Below are 17,203 nucleotides of genomic sequence, written 5' to 3'. Positions count from 1 at the left end.
TCCAAAATGAAGAAACTTCAGGTTCTTTTATCCAAATAGGATTTTTATTATCTATAACGTTGAAGAAGAGCCTGTGTACCATTATCACCATAGCCCTCTTCGATCAATTTTTCATACATTTCATAGGCTAACGCCAATCCTGGCAAAGTAATTCCCATTTTCTTGGATTCATCCAAAGCTATTTTCATATCCTTCACAAAATGTTTGATATAAAAACCTGGTGCAAAGTCTTCTTTGATCATGCGTGGTGCCAAATTACTTAGAGACCAAGAACCTGCCGCACCTGATGCAATGGACTGCAATACGGTTGGTAAATCTAGCCCTGCCTTGAGACCGTAAGCAAGCGATTCGCATACCCCAATCATGCCTGAAGCTATGGCAATTTGATTGCACATCTTTGCATGTTGACCAGCCCCTGCCTCACCTTGATAAACGATATTTTCTCCAAAATGCTTCATCAGCGGTAAAGCCTTATCGTAAGTTGTCAAATCGCCACCGACCATAATCGACAATGTACCATGTTGCGCACCGATATCACCACCTGATACAGGTGCATCTAAAGACTCTACACCAATAGTTTGTGCATGCTCATATATTTTCTTAGCCAAAGATGGCTCTGAAGTCGTCATATCAATGATAAGGTTGCCAGGTTCAGCTGTTTTGAAAAGACCATTATCTCCAAAATAAACCTCTTCAACATCTGAGGGGTAGCCAACCATTGTAAAAGCAATGTCTTGATGTTTAAATGCTTCTGCTGGCGAACTAGCCCATAATGCTCCTAAAGCTACTAGCGGCTCTGCTTTTTCTTTAGTACGAGTGTACACCGTCACCTCATGGTCATTTTTCAATAAGTGTTTAATAATACTTGTCCCCATTACACCAGTTCCGATAAATGCAATACGTTGCTTTTTCATATGTACATACTCCTTTGTCATAAAAGTTAGGATTCTTTCACCTACGTGACTTGATGTTTTCAGTTTAGGCGAATAAATAAAATAATTCAAACTCTTCCTATAACTTGTACTAATAATTAGATAACTTGCATATATACCGAATAAGCAAAAAAAAGAGAGCAAGTGATTGGGGGATCACTGCTCTAAAGGGGGAAATGAGAATGTTGCTGTGTTCATAGTAAGTTATTCCCCATTAAAATGCATTTTAAACATCTATTTTTTAAATGTTATTACTCTGAATACTGGAACAATCTTTTTATTCGTCTTGGTCTTTTTCTTCATCAAATGCTGTCTGTCTATAATAGGTATTCATTAACTGGTCTAATCTGCGACTCAGTTGAATGGTTTTTGCATTTTGTAACCCGTTTTCAACACCAGAGCGAATCATCAACTCACGAGTTTGTTCCATTTGTTTCAAGAGTAGATTGACCATTCATACAACCCTCCACACACAAATAATCATACCATTATTATACATTTATATTTCATTTCTTACAGCATTAACTTACGACAATGTTCGACAAATTAACTCCTAGGTATTTCGTTATAAGTATAGATAATTCGTCCATTTTGCTTGGCCTCACCTCTGAAATGTTTAAATAAAGGATGCCCTACAAGAATTTCTCGAAATTCGTAAAAATCTTCCTTTTGAATTTCAATACTTCCTATTTCCCCATTTTGTAATTGTTTAAGCATATTTTCGTATTTTTCCATTAGTTTTATTCCTTTCTTTTCATCTTTTGTGTAATAAATTATGAATTATTTAAAAAAAGCTTTACGTTTTCCATTTTTTCATGCAAACTGTATATTATTAGTCGATGAAGGAGCTGACTGTCTGTGAAAATAGCTGAAGTTGGAAATATTATCGAGTTTAAAAATGGTCTCCAAGGTATTGTCGAAAAGGTAAATGAAAATTCGGTGATCGTTAACTTAACATATATGGAGAATTTTGATTCCCTTGAAATTGAAGAGAAAACGGTCGTCAATCATAAACGTTACAAAATTTTATATACGAATGAAGCTTAATAGTCTGAATAGTCCCTATTTGTCTTTATAGATGATATGGGGCTTTTTTTTTGATAAAATTAAAGCATGGAGGTCGTATATGCTAACAAATTCAAAACAAACAGTACTATTACTCCTTTCTCTATTATTCGTTTATGGCATGCTTGCCTTTACCTTTGCTAACCAGGCTGTATTTTGGTACATGTATGCATTTACTTTACTAGTATGTATTGCCATTGCCATATTAGCTGGTTCTATTGAAGATCAATTACCCACATGGCAATTTTTACTCTTTGGGATTGGATACGGTACCATCACTTATGGTATTATTCGCTTCGGTTATTGGCTTGCTCCATTTATTAATAATAACTTAGTACAATCTGTTCATAAATTTTTAACCAACTATGGACCACAAAATATTTGGCACTATGCATTACTTGTTTTTATTGTTGCCATCGGCGAAGAATTATTTTGGCGTGGTTATGTTCAGCAACAATTAAAACGATTTATGCGCCCTACTCTGGCTATCCTAGTGACGGCAGTTTTATGTGCAATCTCCATTGCCCTCAGTGGTTTTATTTTAGGCGTGGTTGCTGCACTGGTGACAAGTATTATTTGGGGCTTCTTGTATGAATGGCGGAAAAGTATGCCACTTGTTATTGTAGCTCATGTTGTTTTTGTACTATTATTATTTTTAGTGTTACCTTTAACATCATAACATTATTATTTGGAAACATTTTAGCTTTACTAACGTTTAATTTAGAAAAGGAGGGTTTTTTATGCAAAAAAAATTATTTTCAATTCTTGCATTATTATTAACAGCAGTACTAGTTGTAGGTTGTAATACCTCTGAAAAAACAGAGGATTCAGATACTCAACAAAATGAGCCGTCTGATACTGCTGCCGATCAAAAACCATCTGGCGATGATACAGCAGGTGAAGCACAAGAGGAAGAGAATACAGATACACCTGCATCAAATGAAACAAATACTGAGGATACTTCTAAACAGCCACAACAAGATGTGACTTACAAACAAAATGGTGTAGATAAAACAGAAAAGGCAACTGAATCTAAAAGTGTTGACCAAAGCTATAAGCTACAACAACTTCCAGGATTCACATTAACGCAAGAAGAGCCAGGTAAAGATATGCTAGTATCTAATGATGATGACGAAGTGTTTATGCGTATTGAAACAATTGAAGCATCACAATCAAGCTTTACCGAAGTAAAAACAGCTATGCAAGATTATATGAATGCTGTAGGTGAAACAGTAGCTTTAACTACTGATGAATTAGCTGCATTTAAGGATGTTCAAAATATTGAAGGTTATGTTGTAGACTTTGACACAGAGAAAGTAATCGGGGTTGTTTTTGAAAATGATGGTCTCATTACAAAATTAACGATTCACGATAATGATAAGCAAGATTTAACGAATGCTATGATGAACATGGCAGCAACTATTTCTAAAAAATAATAATTTGTAATACAAGAAGGACGATAGACAAGGCATTGTCTATCGTCCTTCTATGTATATTTGAGATCTTTCTTTATCCACATGATTAAAAAAGTTGTCTCAAATGAATGAGACAACTTTTTTAATAAGATAAATCTTTAATAGAAAGGCCCATTTTCTTTAATAACGTAATAGCTTGCTCTTTTTCTTCTGAAGATAATACGCTCATTATTTCATGCAAATGCTGCTCATGCTTTGGGAATAGTTCCCCCATAAATGCTTCGCCTTCATCCGTGATTTCTGCATATGTCACACGACGATCTGAAGGACAGGATACACGCAATAAATAGCCTCTTTTTTCAAGCTTATCAATGACATACGTAATAGAGCCACTGGCAAGTAAAATTTTATTGCCAATTTGCTGTAATGGCTGTCTTCCTTTATGATAAAGAAGCTCGAGAACAGCAAATTCAGTTGGGTTTAAACCATTATCCTGAAATAATTGATGTGTTGTCTCATTGATAGCTTTAAGTGCACGTGACAATACAATATATAATTTTAAAGATTGTTTTAAGTCTTCTGACGTCATATTCTTTTCCTCTCACTTCGCTCTTTATACTTGACATTATAGCGATATTAGAAAAGCATTGTCAAAAGCATTATCCGATTTAGAAGGTTATATTGTTGTTATCCAACCATTTTTACTCTCTTTATGTTACTAAATAGGCAGAATCTTTTGTGGATACTTCCATTGTATCCACTTGGTTAAATGTATAGATTGGGAACTGTAGATGGAAGCATGTCCCCTTCTGTAATTCACTATTAACACCTATAACTCCATCGTGCTCTTCGATAACTTTTTTCACGAATGCAAGGCCCAGTCCTGTCCCTGTTGATTTTGTCGTGTAAAAAGGCTGGAATAGGTTTTGAAGGGTTGTGCTATCCATTCCAACGCCTTCGTCTTTAATTGTAAGTTCAACAATCGCGCAGTCATTTGTTGTCATTTCTACAGTAATCGTACCACCGTTATTCATGGATTCCATCGCATTTTTAATGAGGTTCATTAATACTTGCTTTAAACGATTTTCACTTCCACCAATATAAACTTGATTTGGAATTGAAATGTACTGAATCATAATATTTTTCATGAGTGCATCTGGTAACATGAACTCAATGACTTGTTTTACAATATGATCTAGTTCCAATAACTCCACTTTCATAGTTGATGGCTTGGACAAAACTAAAAGCTCTGATAAAATTTGTTCCATTCGTTGAAGCTCACTATCAATGACAGAAAGGTACATGCGTGATTCATCGTCAGCATTTATTTTTAATAAATCAGTAAAACCCTTTAAAGAAGTTAATGGATTACGAATTTCATGCGCAATACTCGCAGCCATTTGTCCAACAACATTCAAAGCTTGTTGATGCTCCACTTTATGTTGAAGTTGCTTCTTCTCTGTTTCATCATTAATAACTGTGACAATAATATTATTGTATTCATCAAAAATACTGGAAATTTCATAATAACAAGTTCTACTTACTTGTGTTTCATCGACAACGTGAAGACTTGCATGTTTGTCACCCATTAATTTAGAAAGGTAGGATGTAATTTGCCCTTTTTTCAATGTAAATAGATCAAATATATGCTGATGAGCTTTATGGAGTAGCTGAGAGCTTTCTACTTTGAGAAACATTTCTGCATACTTATTAAGCCCAAGAATAATACCGCTAGCATCACTTACAATAACAGCATAAGGTAAGTAATCATATGCATTAAAAGATTGGGATCTTTCATGCTCTTGACTAACGTATAATTTATGGGCAACATCTTCATTTAATGTTGAAATTTGTGCAACAATTTCTTCTGCATTTGGGTCGTAGAAACATTTAAATGATAACATTTCGTACTCATTTCCTACTGTGCGAATGTTGAAAATTTCTTCCGATCGTAAATCCTTTTGTAGTTGTTGGACGAACTTCGCCCATTTAAATTTAGATGGCTCGTCCATAGCCAAATTGCCAATATACGTTAAATTAAGATTAAATAGTTGGATAGCAGCCTCATTGACGTTCAAAATTTTCCCTGCTTTATTGAGTATAAGTGTTGGTGACGAAGTACTTTTCATAAGATTTCCAAAACATTGATTAATATCATTTTGCTTCAACTTTCTCACCGAACCTTTCAAAAGAGTAAAAAACCTCTAAATCGAATTTTGAGCCTTTACTATACATTATGACAGCACGATTCTATTATTACAAAATTTAGTAAATTTAAGTATTTTAAATTATTTCACGAACTGTTCACAAAATAAATAGGTAAAAAGAATTATATTGTATGTCAAATACTTGACTGATACAATTAGATATTGAAAGGAAGATTATTGTATGAATACTATTTTAACTACTTTAAACGCAAAGTATATACACACAAATCTAGCATTGCGCTATTTAAAAGGTGCCGCTTCACCCGAATTTAATCCAATTATAGCAGAATATACAATTAAAGACCCTGCTTTTAATATTGTATCAGATTTGTTCCAAAAAAAACCTGATATCGTTGGATTTAGCTGTTATATTTGGAATATTGAAGAAACAATTCATGTTATTAAAATGTTAAAAACGGTCTGTCCAGATGTTAAAATTTTGCTTGGAGGTCCTGAGGTTTCTTACGATTCTCACCATTGGCTACGCCGTATACCTGAAGTAGATTTCATAGTGATGGGTGAAGGAGAAACTTCATTTAAGCAATTGTTACGTTATTTACACGGTGAGATATTACTGGAGGATGTCCCTGGAATTTGCTATTTAGAGGACGGAAAAGTTAAGATTCACGCTCAACCACCTAAGATAGATTTGCGTGAATTAGCGAGTCCGTTTCGCTTTGAAGAGGATCTTCCTCACCTTGGGAAACGTATTCAGTACATTGAAACAAGTAGAGGCTGTCCGTTTAGCTGTCAATTCTGTTTATCTTCTATAGAGGTTGGTGTTCGATACTTTAACCGAGAAAAAATTAAGGAAGATATTCGTTTCTTAATGGATAATGGCGCTAGAACTATAAAATTCGTGGATCGAACGTTTAATATAAGCCGTAGCTACGCTATGGAAATGTTCCAGTTTTTAATTGATGAACATAAACCAGGTGTTGTATTCCAGTTTGAGATTACTGCCGATATTATGCGTCCGGAAGTTATCCAATTTTTAAATGACAATGCGCCGAGAGGTTTGTTCCGCTTCGAAATTGGTGTTCAGTCTACAAACGATTTAACCAATACACTTGTACAGCGTCGCCAAAACTTTGAAAAACTAAAACGAACAGTGACAATGGTTAAAGATGGCGGAAAAATCGATCAACACTTAGACTTAATAGCAGGTTTACCTGAAGAGGATTACGCAAGCTTCCGTCAAACCTTTAATGATGTTTTTGCCATGCGACCAGAAGAACTTCAACTTGGTTTTTTAAAGCTTTTACGCGGTACAGGGCTTCGAGTGGAGGCTGAGAAGTTTGGTTATACTTACGTCGATCTAGCGCCTTATGAAATCTTTTCTAATAATGTCCTCACATTTGATGACATAGTTCGCATTAAACATGCAGAGGATGTTCTGGAGAAATATTGGAATGATCATCGTATGGATCATACAATCGAATATTTAGTAACCGAGGTCTTCGATACACCATTTGACTTTTTCCAAAGCTTCGGTACGTATTGGGAAACTAAGGGATGGTCCCGTATTGGCCATCAATTAGAAGATTTATTCCGTCGTTTACTAATGTTCTTAGAAACTGTAGATGGCGCGAATTTAAACATTATACAAAGCTTAATGCAACTAGATTATCTAACGGCTCAGCAATTCCAGCCACGTAAACTATGGTGGAAGGAACGCCCAACAGTAGAGCAACAAAAAACAATCTACCAGACATTACGTGAAAATCCGGCTATCGCTGGTGAGGAATTTGCAGACTTTAAACTTACTGAGAAAGAGCTGTTTAAGCATACTTTGGTAATCCCACATGCTCTCAATTATGATGATTTCTTGAATGGCAAAATTGTACAAAAAGATGGCTACCTATTAACTTATTTCCGTCATGGTCAAGCACCTTACTTTGCAACAATCCCCACACTTTAATAACAAACGCTAGTCCTGTATGAGCGATCAGGACTAGCTTTTTTTATGTCTTAAACAATTCTTAAAGATGCACTGAAAAAGAAACGGGTAGCTGTTTTATAGCGTTTCTGCCTGCTTAATCTATTAGTCAAGTATTCATAGCCATTTTAAAAAGTTTAGGGCAAATTTCTTAAAAACAAACAATCTATACGTTGAAAATATACCCACTTAAAATGTTCACATTCGGGAAATTAAATTTTAAATTTTCCGAATATTTTGTGACAACTTACACATTTAGGCGTTTTAGTAACAAATGGAGCCCTCTTATCCTATATCAGACATCTTATTCTGTTCATAATTTTTACGTTTATTTGCTAGTTGTATTTTTTATTTTATTGGAACTACCTATTCCATTTCAATAGTTAATTTTCGTTTTCTAAAAAATGTATAGAATTAGTATAGATGTTTTTAATGTATATACAGTTGTAATGACAACTTTCGACAATTTTATCTCTTTTTACCCTATATAATAGAAGAAAGTCAATTACTCTTTATGCTATTTCTGGCTTTCGAAAAGAAGATTGTTTCATGTATGACAGTTTTAATTTATAAATGCAAGCTCACTCGGCTATGTAGCTACCAAACAAAAACATTTTTACTTAACACTTTTGACAGAAAAAAGGGGCAATATCATGATTACCCCTCAACAAATCCTTATATATCAATGTTCTGTGTTCTGTGAGCGTTACCCAATTATTACGCGTTCCTTTGGATAATGGAATTTCGATTTCTTTCCTCGTCCACCACCACCTAGCGTATACAGGAAGGATATTAAACCAACTCGACCAATGAACATTAAAATAATAATAATAATTTTACCAATAACCGATAAATCTGAAGTTATTCCTAACGACATACCACAAGTACCGAACGCAGAGGTGATTTCAAAAATAATTTGAATAAGGGAGGCATGTGGCTCTGTAATAAGCAAAATAATCGTTGCAATTAAAACCATGAAAAAGGCTAATAAGATGACAACGAAGGAGCGGAAAACATCAATTAAATGAATTTCTCGCCCAAACACTTGAATATCCTCTCTCCCTCTTGCAAATGTAATTAAAAATAAAATAGCTATGGCAAAAGTGGTTGTTCGAATTCCTCCCCCCACTGAACTTGGAGAAGAACCTATGAACATGAGAAAACTCATAAAAATATCTGTCGCCTCACTAAATGTCGTCACATCGTAAGTTGTAAGCCCAGCAGATCTTGTGGATACAGAATGAAACATCGCTGAAAAAAGCGCTTCGTGCCAGGACATTTCCTTGAAAGAATGGAAAGATTCGAGAAGTAAAATGACCAGAGCACCAACAACAAATAAAATGGCATAAGTAGACGTAGTAATTTTTGTAAACAAGCTAAATCGAAAATTCGCATGACGTTTGAGTAAGAAAGTTTTTAGTTCAATTAAGACAGGGAAACCTATTGCCCCTAACACAATAAGTACCATTGTCACCAGTTGAACAAAATAATCATCATGGAATGGCAATAAGCTCATTCCCGTAATGTCAAATCCCCCATTGGTCGTAGCAGAAATTGAAGCAAATGCTCCGTGTAAGAATGCTTCTTCTAACGTATCAAAATAATTGGTAAAATGTAAAGTTAAAATAAACGTACCTGCTACCTCAATACCAATTAAGATTTTTAAGATTTCACGTATTAATTTCACAACACCAGACAAATTGTACTGGTTGTGGTCAATCATAATTAACTGACGCTCACGCATCCCTATTTTTTTCCCGACTAAGAGCCACACAAAGGTACCCAGTGACATAATACCAATTGCGCCTAACTGCAAAATAACAAGAATCATCACAAGTCCAAATTTCGTATACGTTTCAGAAATATTAATAGTTGTTAAACCAGTTACACTTACTGCACTTACTGCCGTAAATAGACTATCTAAAAAGGATACCTTTACCCCTTCTTGATGAACGCCTGGAAGCCGTAATAACAGGAAGGAAATCGCTATAGCTATAAAATAATAAGAAACAAGTACCTGAAATGGTGTGACAAGTCTATTGGAAGATTTTTTCCAAGGCACTTTAACAACCCCTCCTACATATGATGCCCAACTAGATAGATTATAGTATAGAAAAAATACAAGAAAAAAGAAAGAGGAATAGTTATTACTATACTTTTTGAAAATGGACGATATCTGAACTAAAATGCTTTTTATTTTGGAGGTGAAGTTTTGAATAAGTGGTTAAAGGCTTGGAGTATATTTATTTTTACAATCGGCGGATTATTAGTATTACTAATAATTGGGAGTATTTTGCTTTTTTTGCATTTTAAGGCTACATTACATCCAGATGAATATGAAGAAGCAAAGGTACTTTTACAAGCAAACTATCCAACTATGACATACGAAATTTCTGGTGTTGAAGCATTTTGCGAAGAAAATTTTATATCTTCTATTGAGTATTTTCACTATGATTTGCCTATCGAACATACACAGGTAAAGATTTTCTCTCACTGCAAAATGGGTTAATGAGTTTAGCTCAAAAAAGCTCGAAGTATGTAGGTGGAGTGATAATGTAGAAGTTGATCGGATCGTAGGGTGGCGACTAAGTGGGAATGTCGAGATCCTGGACTGAGCGCAGCGAGGGAAGCAGCTCGGCCCCGCCAGTGGAAACGTCAGCCCGTAGTGGAGATTAACGGCTATACTTTATAAACAGTCACTCCGATTGATTCTAAGCTATTTTTTTATTGTTGAAAAGTAAATCCTTAGAGTGACAAACAATGTTGACGAAAAATCACATTCATGACGTAAGCTCTCCAAGATTTAAGCCGAAAAAGTGAGATTAGATTTAGTAGTAAAATATCATAGAAAAAGAAAATACCAAAAGCCATCGATCATATACTGAACTGCCCCGTAAAAGTTAGACATTAATCTAACTTTTACGGGGGTTTTTTTATGACAAAAGTAAGTGTTGAACAACGTATTCAAGCAGTTCAACGATATTTAAATGGAAATGAAACTTTGATCGAAATTGCGAATGATATCGGTGTTACAGCTCAGATTGTCAGTGAATGGGTTCGCCGTTATCAAAAAAATGGCGTAGAGACTTTCTTAAAGTCCTATACAAACTATTCAGCTGACTATAAAATGAATGTACTTAATTATATGAACGAGACAGGTACATCTTCGAGAGACACAGCTGCACTATTCAATATTTCATCTCCTGGCATGATTCGGAATTGGAAGTTGAAGTTTGAAGTTGGTGGTTATGATGCTCTTGTTTCTAAGAAAAAGGGGCATCTATCTATGAAAAAAGAGACAAAAAGAACAACGAAATCAACACCAGCTGAAGGATCTGTTGAGGCGTTAGAAGCACGAATCAAACAATTAGAAATGGAGAATGCGTACTTAAAAAAGTTGAATACTTTAGTTCAAATGCAAGAAAAATTACCAATCAAATCAAAGCGCAAGTAATTTATGAACTAAAGGAAATCTATGAAGTAGTGGAATTAATCAAAGTCGCTGATATTCCACGTAGTACGTATTATTACTGGGAAAAGCGTTTGAATCGTCATGATAAATACGCTGATGTGAAAGTCGCAATTCAGTCCATTTATCATGAACATAAGGGACGTTATGGTTATCGTCGGATCACCAAAGAACTAAAAAAATTTGGTATTCATCATGATCCGAAAACGATTAACTGCTTGATGAATGCCATTGGCATAAAGTGTGAAGTCCGCATGAAGAAATATCGTTCGTATAAAGGTAACGTCGGAAAAATTGCCCCAAACATATTACAACGCGATTTTACAGCGGAAAAAATGAACGAGAAATGGGTAACAGACGTGACAGAGTTCCATCTATTTGGTGAGAAACGCTATTTATCACCCGTCCTTGATCTATGTAATGGCGAAATCATTGCATACTCGGTTATGAAGCGTCCAGTGTATAAACTAGTCCATAATATGTTAGAACAAGCATTGGAGCGCCTTGAATCAAGTGATCAAGTTATTCTTCATTCAGATCAAGGTTGGCATTATCAAATGAAAAAGTATCAACAAACATTAAAGCAACATGGTATTACGCAGAGTATGTCCCGTAAGGGTAATTGTTTGGACAACGCAGTCATCGAAAATTTCTTTGGCTTATTAAAATCTGAACTCCTGTATCTACAAGAATTTGAATCTATGGCACATTTTGAACAGGAGCTCAATGACTATATTCACTACTACAATCACAAACGAATGAAAGAAAAATTAAAAGACCTAAGCCCGGTGGAGTACCGAACTCAGGTCTTAGCAGTTGCTTAACTAAATATGTCTAACTTTTTTGGGTCAGATCATACTTTCGATGGCTTTTGACTACAGCTGGATAATTCAATCTAAGCTATTTTTTATTTCGAACCCCTACTAGATAACCTACAAATGCTATGCCGAGTAAGACAATCCAGAATGTTAACTCCCATGCAGTGGAATGTGGGAATTCTGCAGGTAATATCCCTACTTTTTCGTGGGCTAATGTTAAGACAACAAGCTTCACACCTACCCAGCCTACAATTAAAAATGCAGCTGTTTCAAGTGAAGGATAATCATTTAATACTTTGACAAACCATTGGGCAGCAAAACGCATCATAATAACCCCGATAAACCCACCAAGGAGCATGACGATAAATTGTCCACCATTAATGCCACCGATATCAAAATTCCCCAAATGAGGCAATGTGACAGCGATAGCTACTGCAGCCAACATGGAATCAATAGCAAATGCAATGTCTGCAGCTTCTACTTTGAGTACCGTTAACCAGAATCCAGAACCCTTTTTCCCAGCTTTTTCACTCGTCTCTTCCTCATCATCTTTATGTTTACGTAAATCATAAATATTTTTCGCAGACATAAATAGCAGGTAAGCCGCACCTACTGCTTGTATTTGCCAATAGTTTACTAAAACTGTAATGACAAAAAGAGCAGCAAATCGAAAAATCAGGGCGCCAAATAGTCCATAAAATAACGCCTTTTTTTGTTGTTCTTGCGGTAAATGTTTGACCATTACAGCCATTACTACTGCATTATCAGCTGCTAGTAATCCCTCTAATACAACTAGGACAATTAAAACCCAGCCGTATTGTAATATTATTGCTTCCATTTATGCTAGTGCCTCCTCTAAGCTCTAAATACCCAAATGACTAGTTCCACTAAAGTACAAAAGAAAAAAACCCCTGCCTTATGTAGGCAAAGGTCTCGCTAAGTAAATTAGTACCTTATCGGTACATCAATCTACACGTCATCAGTCATCATTTTACGCATAGAGCCATTCACTATCACACCCGATGGTAAAACCATGTCTTGACGAATGTGAAACCAGGTAAAATAATTGCAAAACCTGTTAGCTACTCCCCTTTGACAAAGTGTCGAAGGTATCTTCTTTCAAACATTATAGCACTATCATTTACAGCTTACAAAAATATCTATATGGTTTTTTCATTACTTAATTTGTATCTGGTAGCTCTTATCTTCTTTATGTGCTAAATAAAAATCAATCATTCGCGGCATCGTCCGAATAAAATCAGGACATGTAATTCCACCTTTTTGTAAAATTTGCTGGGCTTCAGTCGTGTCGAATGTGGCATTCCATGTTAAATAATCTAATGTCTCCTGCTCCACCCCTAGCTTTCTCCGAATAAAAGGAATTTGCAAGGATAGCTTTGCCCACGCAAACGGTAAATGTCCCTTCGGATAAGCATTTGTTACTAGTTTCACCATAGTACGATACACTTCCTGTACAGGGTGAGGATTTGGATCTGTTAAATGAAGGGTCTTGCCTTCAGCCTCTTGTTCTGATGCCAAAAAAGTTGAGGCATTTAATATATAATCTACTGGTACTACATTGATCGTAGATGTAGATTTTCCAATATAAGGAATTATAGGTAAACATTTTAAACGTTCTACTAAATTTAAAAAGAAATAGGGGCCATCAAACTTAATAGTTTCACCCGTTTCCGAATGTCCCCTCACAATGCCAGGTCTAATAATTGTTAATGGAATTTCGGATTTTAAATCTTCTACTCGGAGCTCAGCCTCATATTTTGTCTCTTCATAATAATTTTTAAATGCGAATGGTCGAATCAGTTCATTTTCACGCAGTACCCCCTCACGTGTACCAGCCACATATGCCGTACTAAAGTACATATAGCGTTTTAAATGGGGTAAAGTGCGCACAAATTCATTCACCATTGTTGTCCCATGTACATTCACTTTCCAAGCAATATCACGGGGTACAGCTAAATCGTATATAGCTGCCAAATGCCAGAGCACTTCAATTTGAGGTACGATTTCTTCAATCACTTGATTATCTAAACCGAGGTTCGGCAAGGTAATATCACCCTCAACAATACGAATCGATCCATTAGGAAACTCCTTTAATATTTTATCTTTTTCTCGATGAGCCTTAATGGTTTCGCCAGCTAATACGATTGCTATAACCTGTTGTGTTTGTTTTTTTTGGAACAATGTCCTAATTAATTGACTTGAAATGAAACCAGGAAAACCAGTAAAAAAATGAACTTTCATCTCCCATTCCCCCTCGATTCTAACGCATCTTTCTTGTTTCCTTATCCACTAAACTATAAACAATCGGTACAATATATAGTGTTAGTAACGTGGACGTCACAAGTCCTCCAATCACTGCAATTCCCATCGGTTGATTCATCTCTGTTCCTTCCCCAATGCCAAGTGCAAGTGGAAGCAATCCTAAAATAGTCGTTAACGCGGTCATTAAGATTGGACGGAGACGATCCTGAGTAGCCAGTAAAATGGCTTCATACGCTGACATACCATTCGCTTTTTGCTGGTTAATATAATCAACTAACACAATACCGTTATTTACAACAATCCCTACAAGCACTAAAATTCCGATTACAGATGTCACACCTATTAATGTATTTGTGGCAAACATGGCAATTGCTACACCTATGATCATTAATGGCACCGTAAACATAATGACAAACGGATATTTGAATGATTCAAATTGAGCAGCCATCACAATATAAACTAATATAATTGCCAGAATAACGGCTAGTAGCATATCATCGATTGCACTATCATAAAGCTCTCGATCACCGCTAAATACAATTTGCGTAGTAGGTGATAAATGAGCACTCTCTATTGCTTTATCTACCTTTGTTGACATTCCGCCTAAAGATTCCTTCGTTTCATATTCAACAAAAAATGCCACTGCTGCAGCCTGATCAGAACGACGAATAGAGATGGGACCCTCTTCTATAGAAACTGTAGCAACATCCTCTAATTTCACAAACAAGCCCGCAGGTGAACGAAGTTGCATTGCTTTTAGTGAATTCACACTATCGTTGAAGGTCTGTCCGAAACCTGTGTAGATAGGTAACACAGCACCATCCTCTGCGATTAATTGGGACGTTAATTGTCCTCTTGTCATTTGATTGACAGACTGTGCAATTTGGGCCGGTACAAAACCATAATCTTTTGCATTCTCTCGATTGACTTCAATTTGAATTTCTTGAACAGTATTATCTAAATCTGTGGAGACTTTCGTCACTTCTTCAATCGCTTGTAGCTCTTGTTGCACTTTATTAACAGCCTGTTGGAGCCTTCCTTCATCAGAGTCAGTTAATCTAAACGTTAAAGTATGTGGTGATGAGCCAGTTGCTGTCGATACGTTAAATGTCAGCTCAGTCTTATCTCCTAACTCTCCCTGTAATTCTTGCTCTAACTCTTCGACAAATTCAAAAATTGAGCGTTCTCTATCCACTAAAGGCACTAGCTTTACATACATTTCTGCTTGGTTCGGGCTAGTTTGTCCACGTGATTGAGATTGTTGTGTGCCACCAATTAAACTAACATAAACATCTACATCTTTTTCCTGCTTTAAACGTTCCTCGATCTTCCTGACAACCTTTTCAGTTTCAGATACAGCTACACCCTTTTCAAGATTGACGCTAATGGTTGTGAATCCTTCATCGGTAGGTGGTAAAAATTCAGTACCAATTCTAGTCAATCCGAATAATGATAGGCCAAAGCAAGCTACTGTGAAAATTAGTATGAGCATACGATGCTTCAGAACCCAAACAATAGACGATTTGTATCGCTTATAAAATTGAGATTGACTACGCTGCTCGTAAACGTTAATACTTTTCATTTTTAAAAGACGACTCGCTAGCATCGGCACTACTGTAAGGGCAACTACTAAAGAGGCAATTAAGCTAAATGAAATTGTGAGAGCAAATTCTGTGAAAATTTGTCCAATCAATCCTTCGATGAACATAACAGGAATAAAGACAGCTATTGTTGTTAGTGTTGAAGCTGTGATAGCAAGAGCCACTTCCCTTGTCCCTTCCATTGCTGCTGTAATAGGATCTTTTCCTAGCCCTAAGTGTCTTTCAATATTTTCAATAACAACGATTGCATTATCCACTAGCATGCCAATACCCAAAGCTAGAGCACCTAAAGTCATAATATTGAGTGAAAAATCAGCAAAAAACATCAATACAAATGTCACTATAACTGAATAGGGGATAGCGATACCAATGATGATAGGGCTCTTTATACTGCGTAAGAACACAAAAAGGACGAACATTGCAAACAATCCTCCTAAAATTAAGGAAGAGCCGATATTACTGATAGCAACATCCACGTAGTTGCCCTGATCTACTAATATGTCTGCTGTTATTCCCCTGTATTGCTCTTTCTCTAGCAGATCATTTAAGGTTTGTTGAAACTCCTTTGACACTTCTGCAGTATTCGCACCCGACTCCTGTATGACAGACATAAGAACTGCTGCATGCTCATTGGCACGAGTTGTCGTTACAGATGGCTGTTCTGCCCTTTTAACAGAGCCGAGATTGCCAACTGTTAACGCTTCACCTGTTAAAGGATTCACAGAAACGATTAAATTGGCTATATCTTCAGGGGAGGTTAATGTACTAACAATCCGTGTTGTTAACATTTTTCCATCATTAGTTAAAACCGGATCACCAGGAAGTGATACATTGTTCGCTTGAACGATTTGAATAATATCTGCCTGTGTTAAGCCTTTTTCGACTAGCTTTCCCTCATCTAATGTAATTTGTATTTCCTCTATAAGCTTCCCCGAAACATTCACACTTGCGACACCCTCTGTCCGTCGAAGCTCTTTTTCTAAATCCTCTGCTAATAAGCGCACATCAACATTTTCATTTTCTGCGCGCAATGATAGCTGAATAATTGGAAATTGAGATGGATCAAACTTTAAAAAGCTTGGCTTGCCCGAATCATTGGGAAGAGGTGTCATATCAATTCTTTGTAAAATATCAAGTTGGACATCTTCTAGGTTGGTGGACCAATTGAACTCAAGGACGATTAAATTGCTTCCTTCTTGCGAGGTTGACTGTAGTTTCTTAATGCCTGGTAAGGTGGCTAGTGTTGCCTCTAAAGGCTTCGTTACTCTCTCATTCACCTCTGTAGGGCTTGCTCCAGGATAGGAGGTGACTACTACACCTATCGGAGGATTTAACTCCGGAATTAAAGTAATTGGTATTTTTAATAACGATACACCGCCTAATAAAATGACAAAAAGCATCGTTACAATTGTAAAGACTGGTCTTTTAATTGAAAAATTACTAATGTTCATATGATAAACTCCTTTTTCTGCCT

At 36.1% G+C, this 17,203-nt stretch carries 15 protein-coding genes; 6 read left to right on the top strand and 9 right to left on the bottom strand.

Going from position 1 to position 17,203, the window contains the following annotated elements; genetic code table 11:
• Positions 1-47: 47 nt before the first annotated feature.
• The 3 genes from MKX57_RS03900 to MKX57_RS03890 all read right to left on the bottom strand — a co-directional run bounded on the left by MKX57_RS03900 (position 48) and on the right by MKX57_RS03890 (position 1,667).
• Positions 48-914, bottom strand: coding sequence for an NAD(P)-dependent oxidoreductase (locus MKX57_RS03900; protein WP_043989698.1), 867 nt, complete (start codon positions 912-914; stop codon positions 48-50).
• A 295-nt stretch (positions 915-1,209) separates the two neighbouring features.
• A complete protein-coding gene (locus MKX57_RS03895) occupies positions 1,210-1,386 on the bottom strand; it encodes an aspartyl-phosphate phosphatase Spo0E family protein (protein WP_008174142.1) in 177 nt (58 codons plus the stop codon).
• Between the two features lie 92 nt (positions 1,387-1,478).
• On the bottom strand, positions 1,479-1,667 hold the full coding sequence (locus MKX57_RS03890) for a hypothetical protein (RefSeq protein WP_008174143.1): 189 nt from the start codon (positions 1,665-1,667) through the stop codon (positions 1,479-1,481).
• Between the two features lie 123 nt (positions 1,668-1,790).
• Here MKX57_RS03890 and MKX57_RS03885 point away from each other — a divergent pair, with 123 nt between their 5' ends.
• The 3 genes from MKX57_RS03885 to MKX57_RS03875 all read left to right on the top strand — a co-directional run bounded on the left by MKX57_RS03885 (position 1,791) and on the right by MKX57_RS03875 (position 3,433).
• Positions 1,791-1,979: a DUF2187 family protein gene (locus MKX57_RS03885; RefSeq protein ID WP_004224583.1), complete on the top strand. Its 189-nt coding sequence runs from the start codon at positions 1,791-1,793 to the stop codon at positions 1,977-1,979.
• A gap of 79 nt (positions 1,980-2,058) precedes the next feature.
• Positions 2,059-2,676 (top strand): CPBP family intramembrane glutamic endopeptidase, encoded by a 618-nt coding sequence (locus tag MKX57_RS03880; RefSeq protein ID WP_043989700.1) that lies wholly within the window; start codon positions 2,059-2,061, stop codon positions 2,674-2,676.
• A gap of 61 nt (positions 2,677-2,737) precedes the next feature.
• Positions 2,738-3,433 (top strand): hypothetical protein, encoded by a 696-nt coding sequence (locus tag MKX57_RS03875; protein WP_342550805.1) that lies wholly within the window; start codon positions 2,738-2,740, stop codon positions 3,431-3,433.
• Positions 3,434-3,554: 121 nt separating this feature from the next.
• Here MKX57_RS03875 and MKX57_RS03870 read toward each other — a convergent pair whose 3' ends face one another.
• Positions 3,555-4,001, bottom strand: a complete 447-nt coding sequence (locus tag MKX57_RS03870) for a MarR family transcriptional regulator (protein WP_008174146.1) — start codon at positions 3,999-4,001, stop codon at positions 3,555-3,557.
• Between the two features lie 121 nt (positions 4,002-4,122).
• A complete protein-coding gene (locus MKX57_RS03865; protein WP_237068727.1) occupies positions 4,123-5,490 on the bottom strand; it encodes an ATP-binding protein in 1,368 nt (455 codons plus the stop codon).
• 310 nt (positions 5,491-5,800) lie between these two features.
• Here MKX57_RS03865 and MKX57_RS03860 point away from each other — a divergent pair, with 310 nt between their 5' ends.
• Entirely contained in the window at positions 5,801-7,540 is a 1,740-nt protein-coding gene (locus tag MKX57_RS03860; RefSeq protein WP_090002018.1) for a B12-binding domain-containing radical SAM protein, read from the top strand.
• A gap of 724 nt (positions 7,541-8,264) precedes the next feature.
• On the opposite strand, the gene MKX57_RS03855 is transcribed toward MKX57_RS03860, so the two are convergent.
• A complete protein-coding gene (locus MKX57_RS03855; protein ID WP_008174151.1) occupies positions 8,265-9,620 on the bottom strand; it encodes a potassium transporter TrkG in 1,356 nt (451 codons plus the stop codon).
• 150 nt (positions 9,621-9,770) lie between these two features.
• Between MKX57_RS03855 and MKX57_RS03850 the strand changes: the two genes are divergently transcribed.
• Positions 9,771-10,067, top strand: a complete 297-nt coding sequence (locus MKX57_RS03850; protein ID WP_342550804.1) for a hypothetical protein — start codon at positions 9,771-9,773, stop codon at positions 10,065-10,067.
• A 426-nt stretch (positions 10,068-10,493) separates the two neighbouring features.
• A protein-coding gene (locus MKX57_RS03845) for an IS3 family transposase (protein WP_085961709.1) occupies positions 10,494-11,851 on the top strand; the annotation gives its coding sequence in 2 pieces (ribosomal slippage) (positions 10,494-10,947 and positions 10,947-11,851; 1,359 coding nt in all).
• Positions 11,852-11,927: 76 nt separating this feature from the next.
• Here the strand turns inward: MKX57_RS03845 and MKX57_RS03840 are convergent.
• From MKX57_RS03840 to MKX57_RS03830, 3 genes are all read right to left on the bottom strand, one after another.
• Positions 11,928-12,683, bottom strand: a complete 756-nt coding sequence (locus MKX57_RS03840) for a TerC family protein (RefSeq protein WP_008174164.1) — start codon at positions 12,681-12,683, stop codon at positions 11,928-11,930.
• Positions 12,684-13,021: 338 nt separating this feature from the next.
• On the bottom strand, positions 13,022-14,107 hold the full coding sequence (locus tag MKX57_RS03835; protein WP_008174165.1) for an SDR family oxidoreductase: 1,086 nt from the start codon (positions 14,105-14,107) through the stop codon (positions 13,022-13,024).
• Between the two features lie 19 nt (positions 14,108-14,126).
• On the bottom strand, positions 14,127-17,180 hold the full coding sequence (locus MKX57_RS03830; protein WP_090003284.1) for an efflux RND transporter permease subunit: 3,054 nt from the start codon (positions 17,178-17,180) through the stop codon (positions 14,127-14,129).
• Positions 17,181-17,203: the final 23 nt, after the last annotated feature.

Source organism: Lysinibacillus sp. FSL M8-0216, assembly GCF_038595555.1.
In the GTDB taxonomy this organism is placed as follows: Bacteria; Bacillota; Bacilli; order Bacillales_A; family Planococcaceae; genus Lysinibacillus; species Lysinibacillus fusiformis.
The sequence above is the reverse complement of the archived record's forward strand: the minus strand, read 5'-3'. Positions and strand labels throughout refer to the sequence as shown.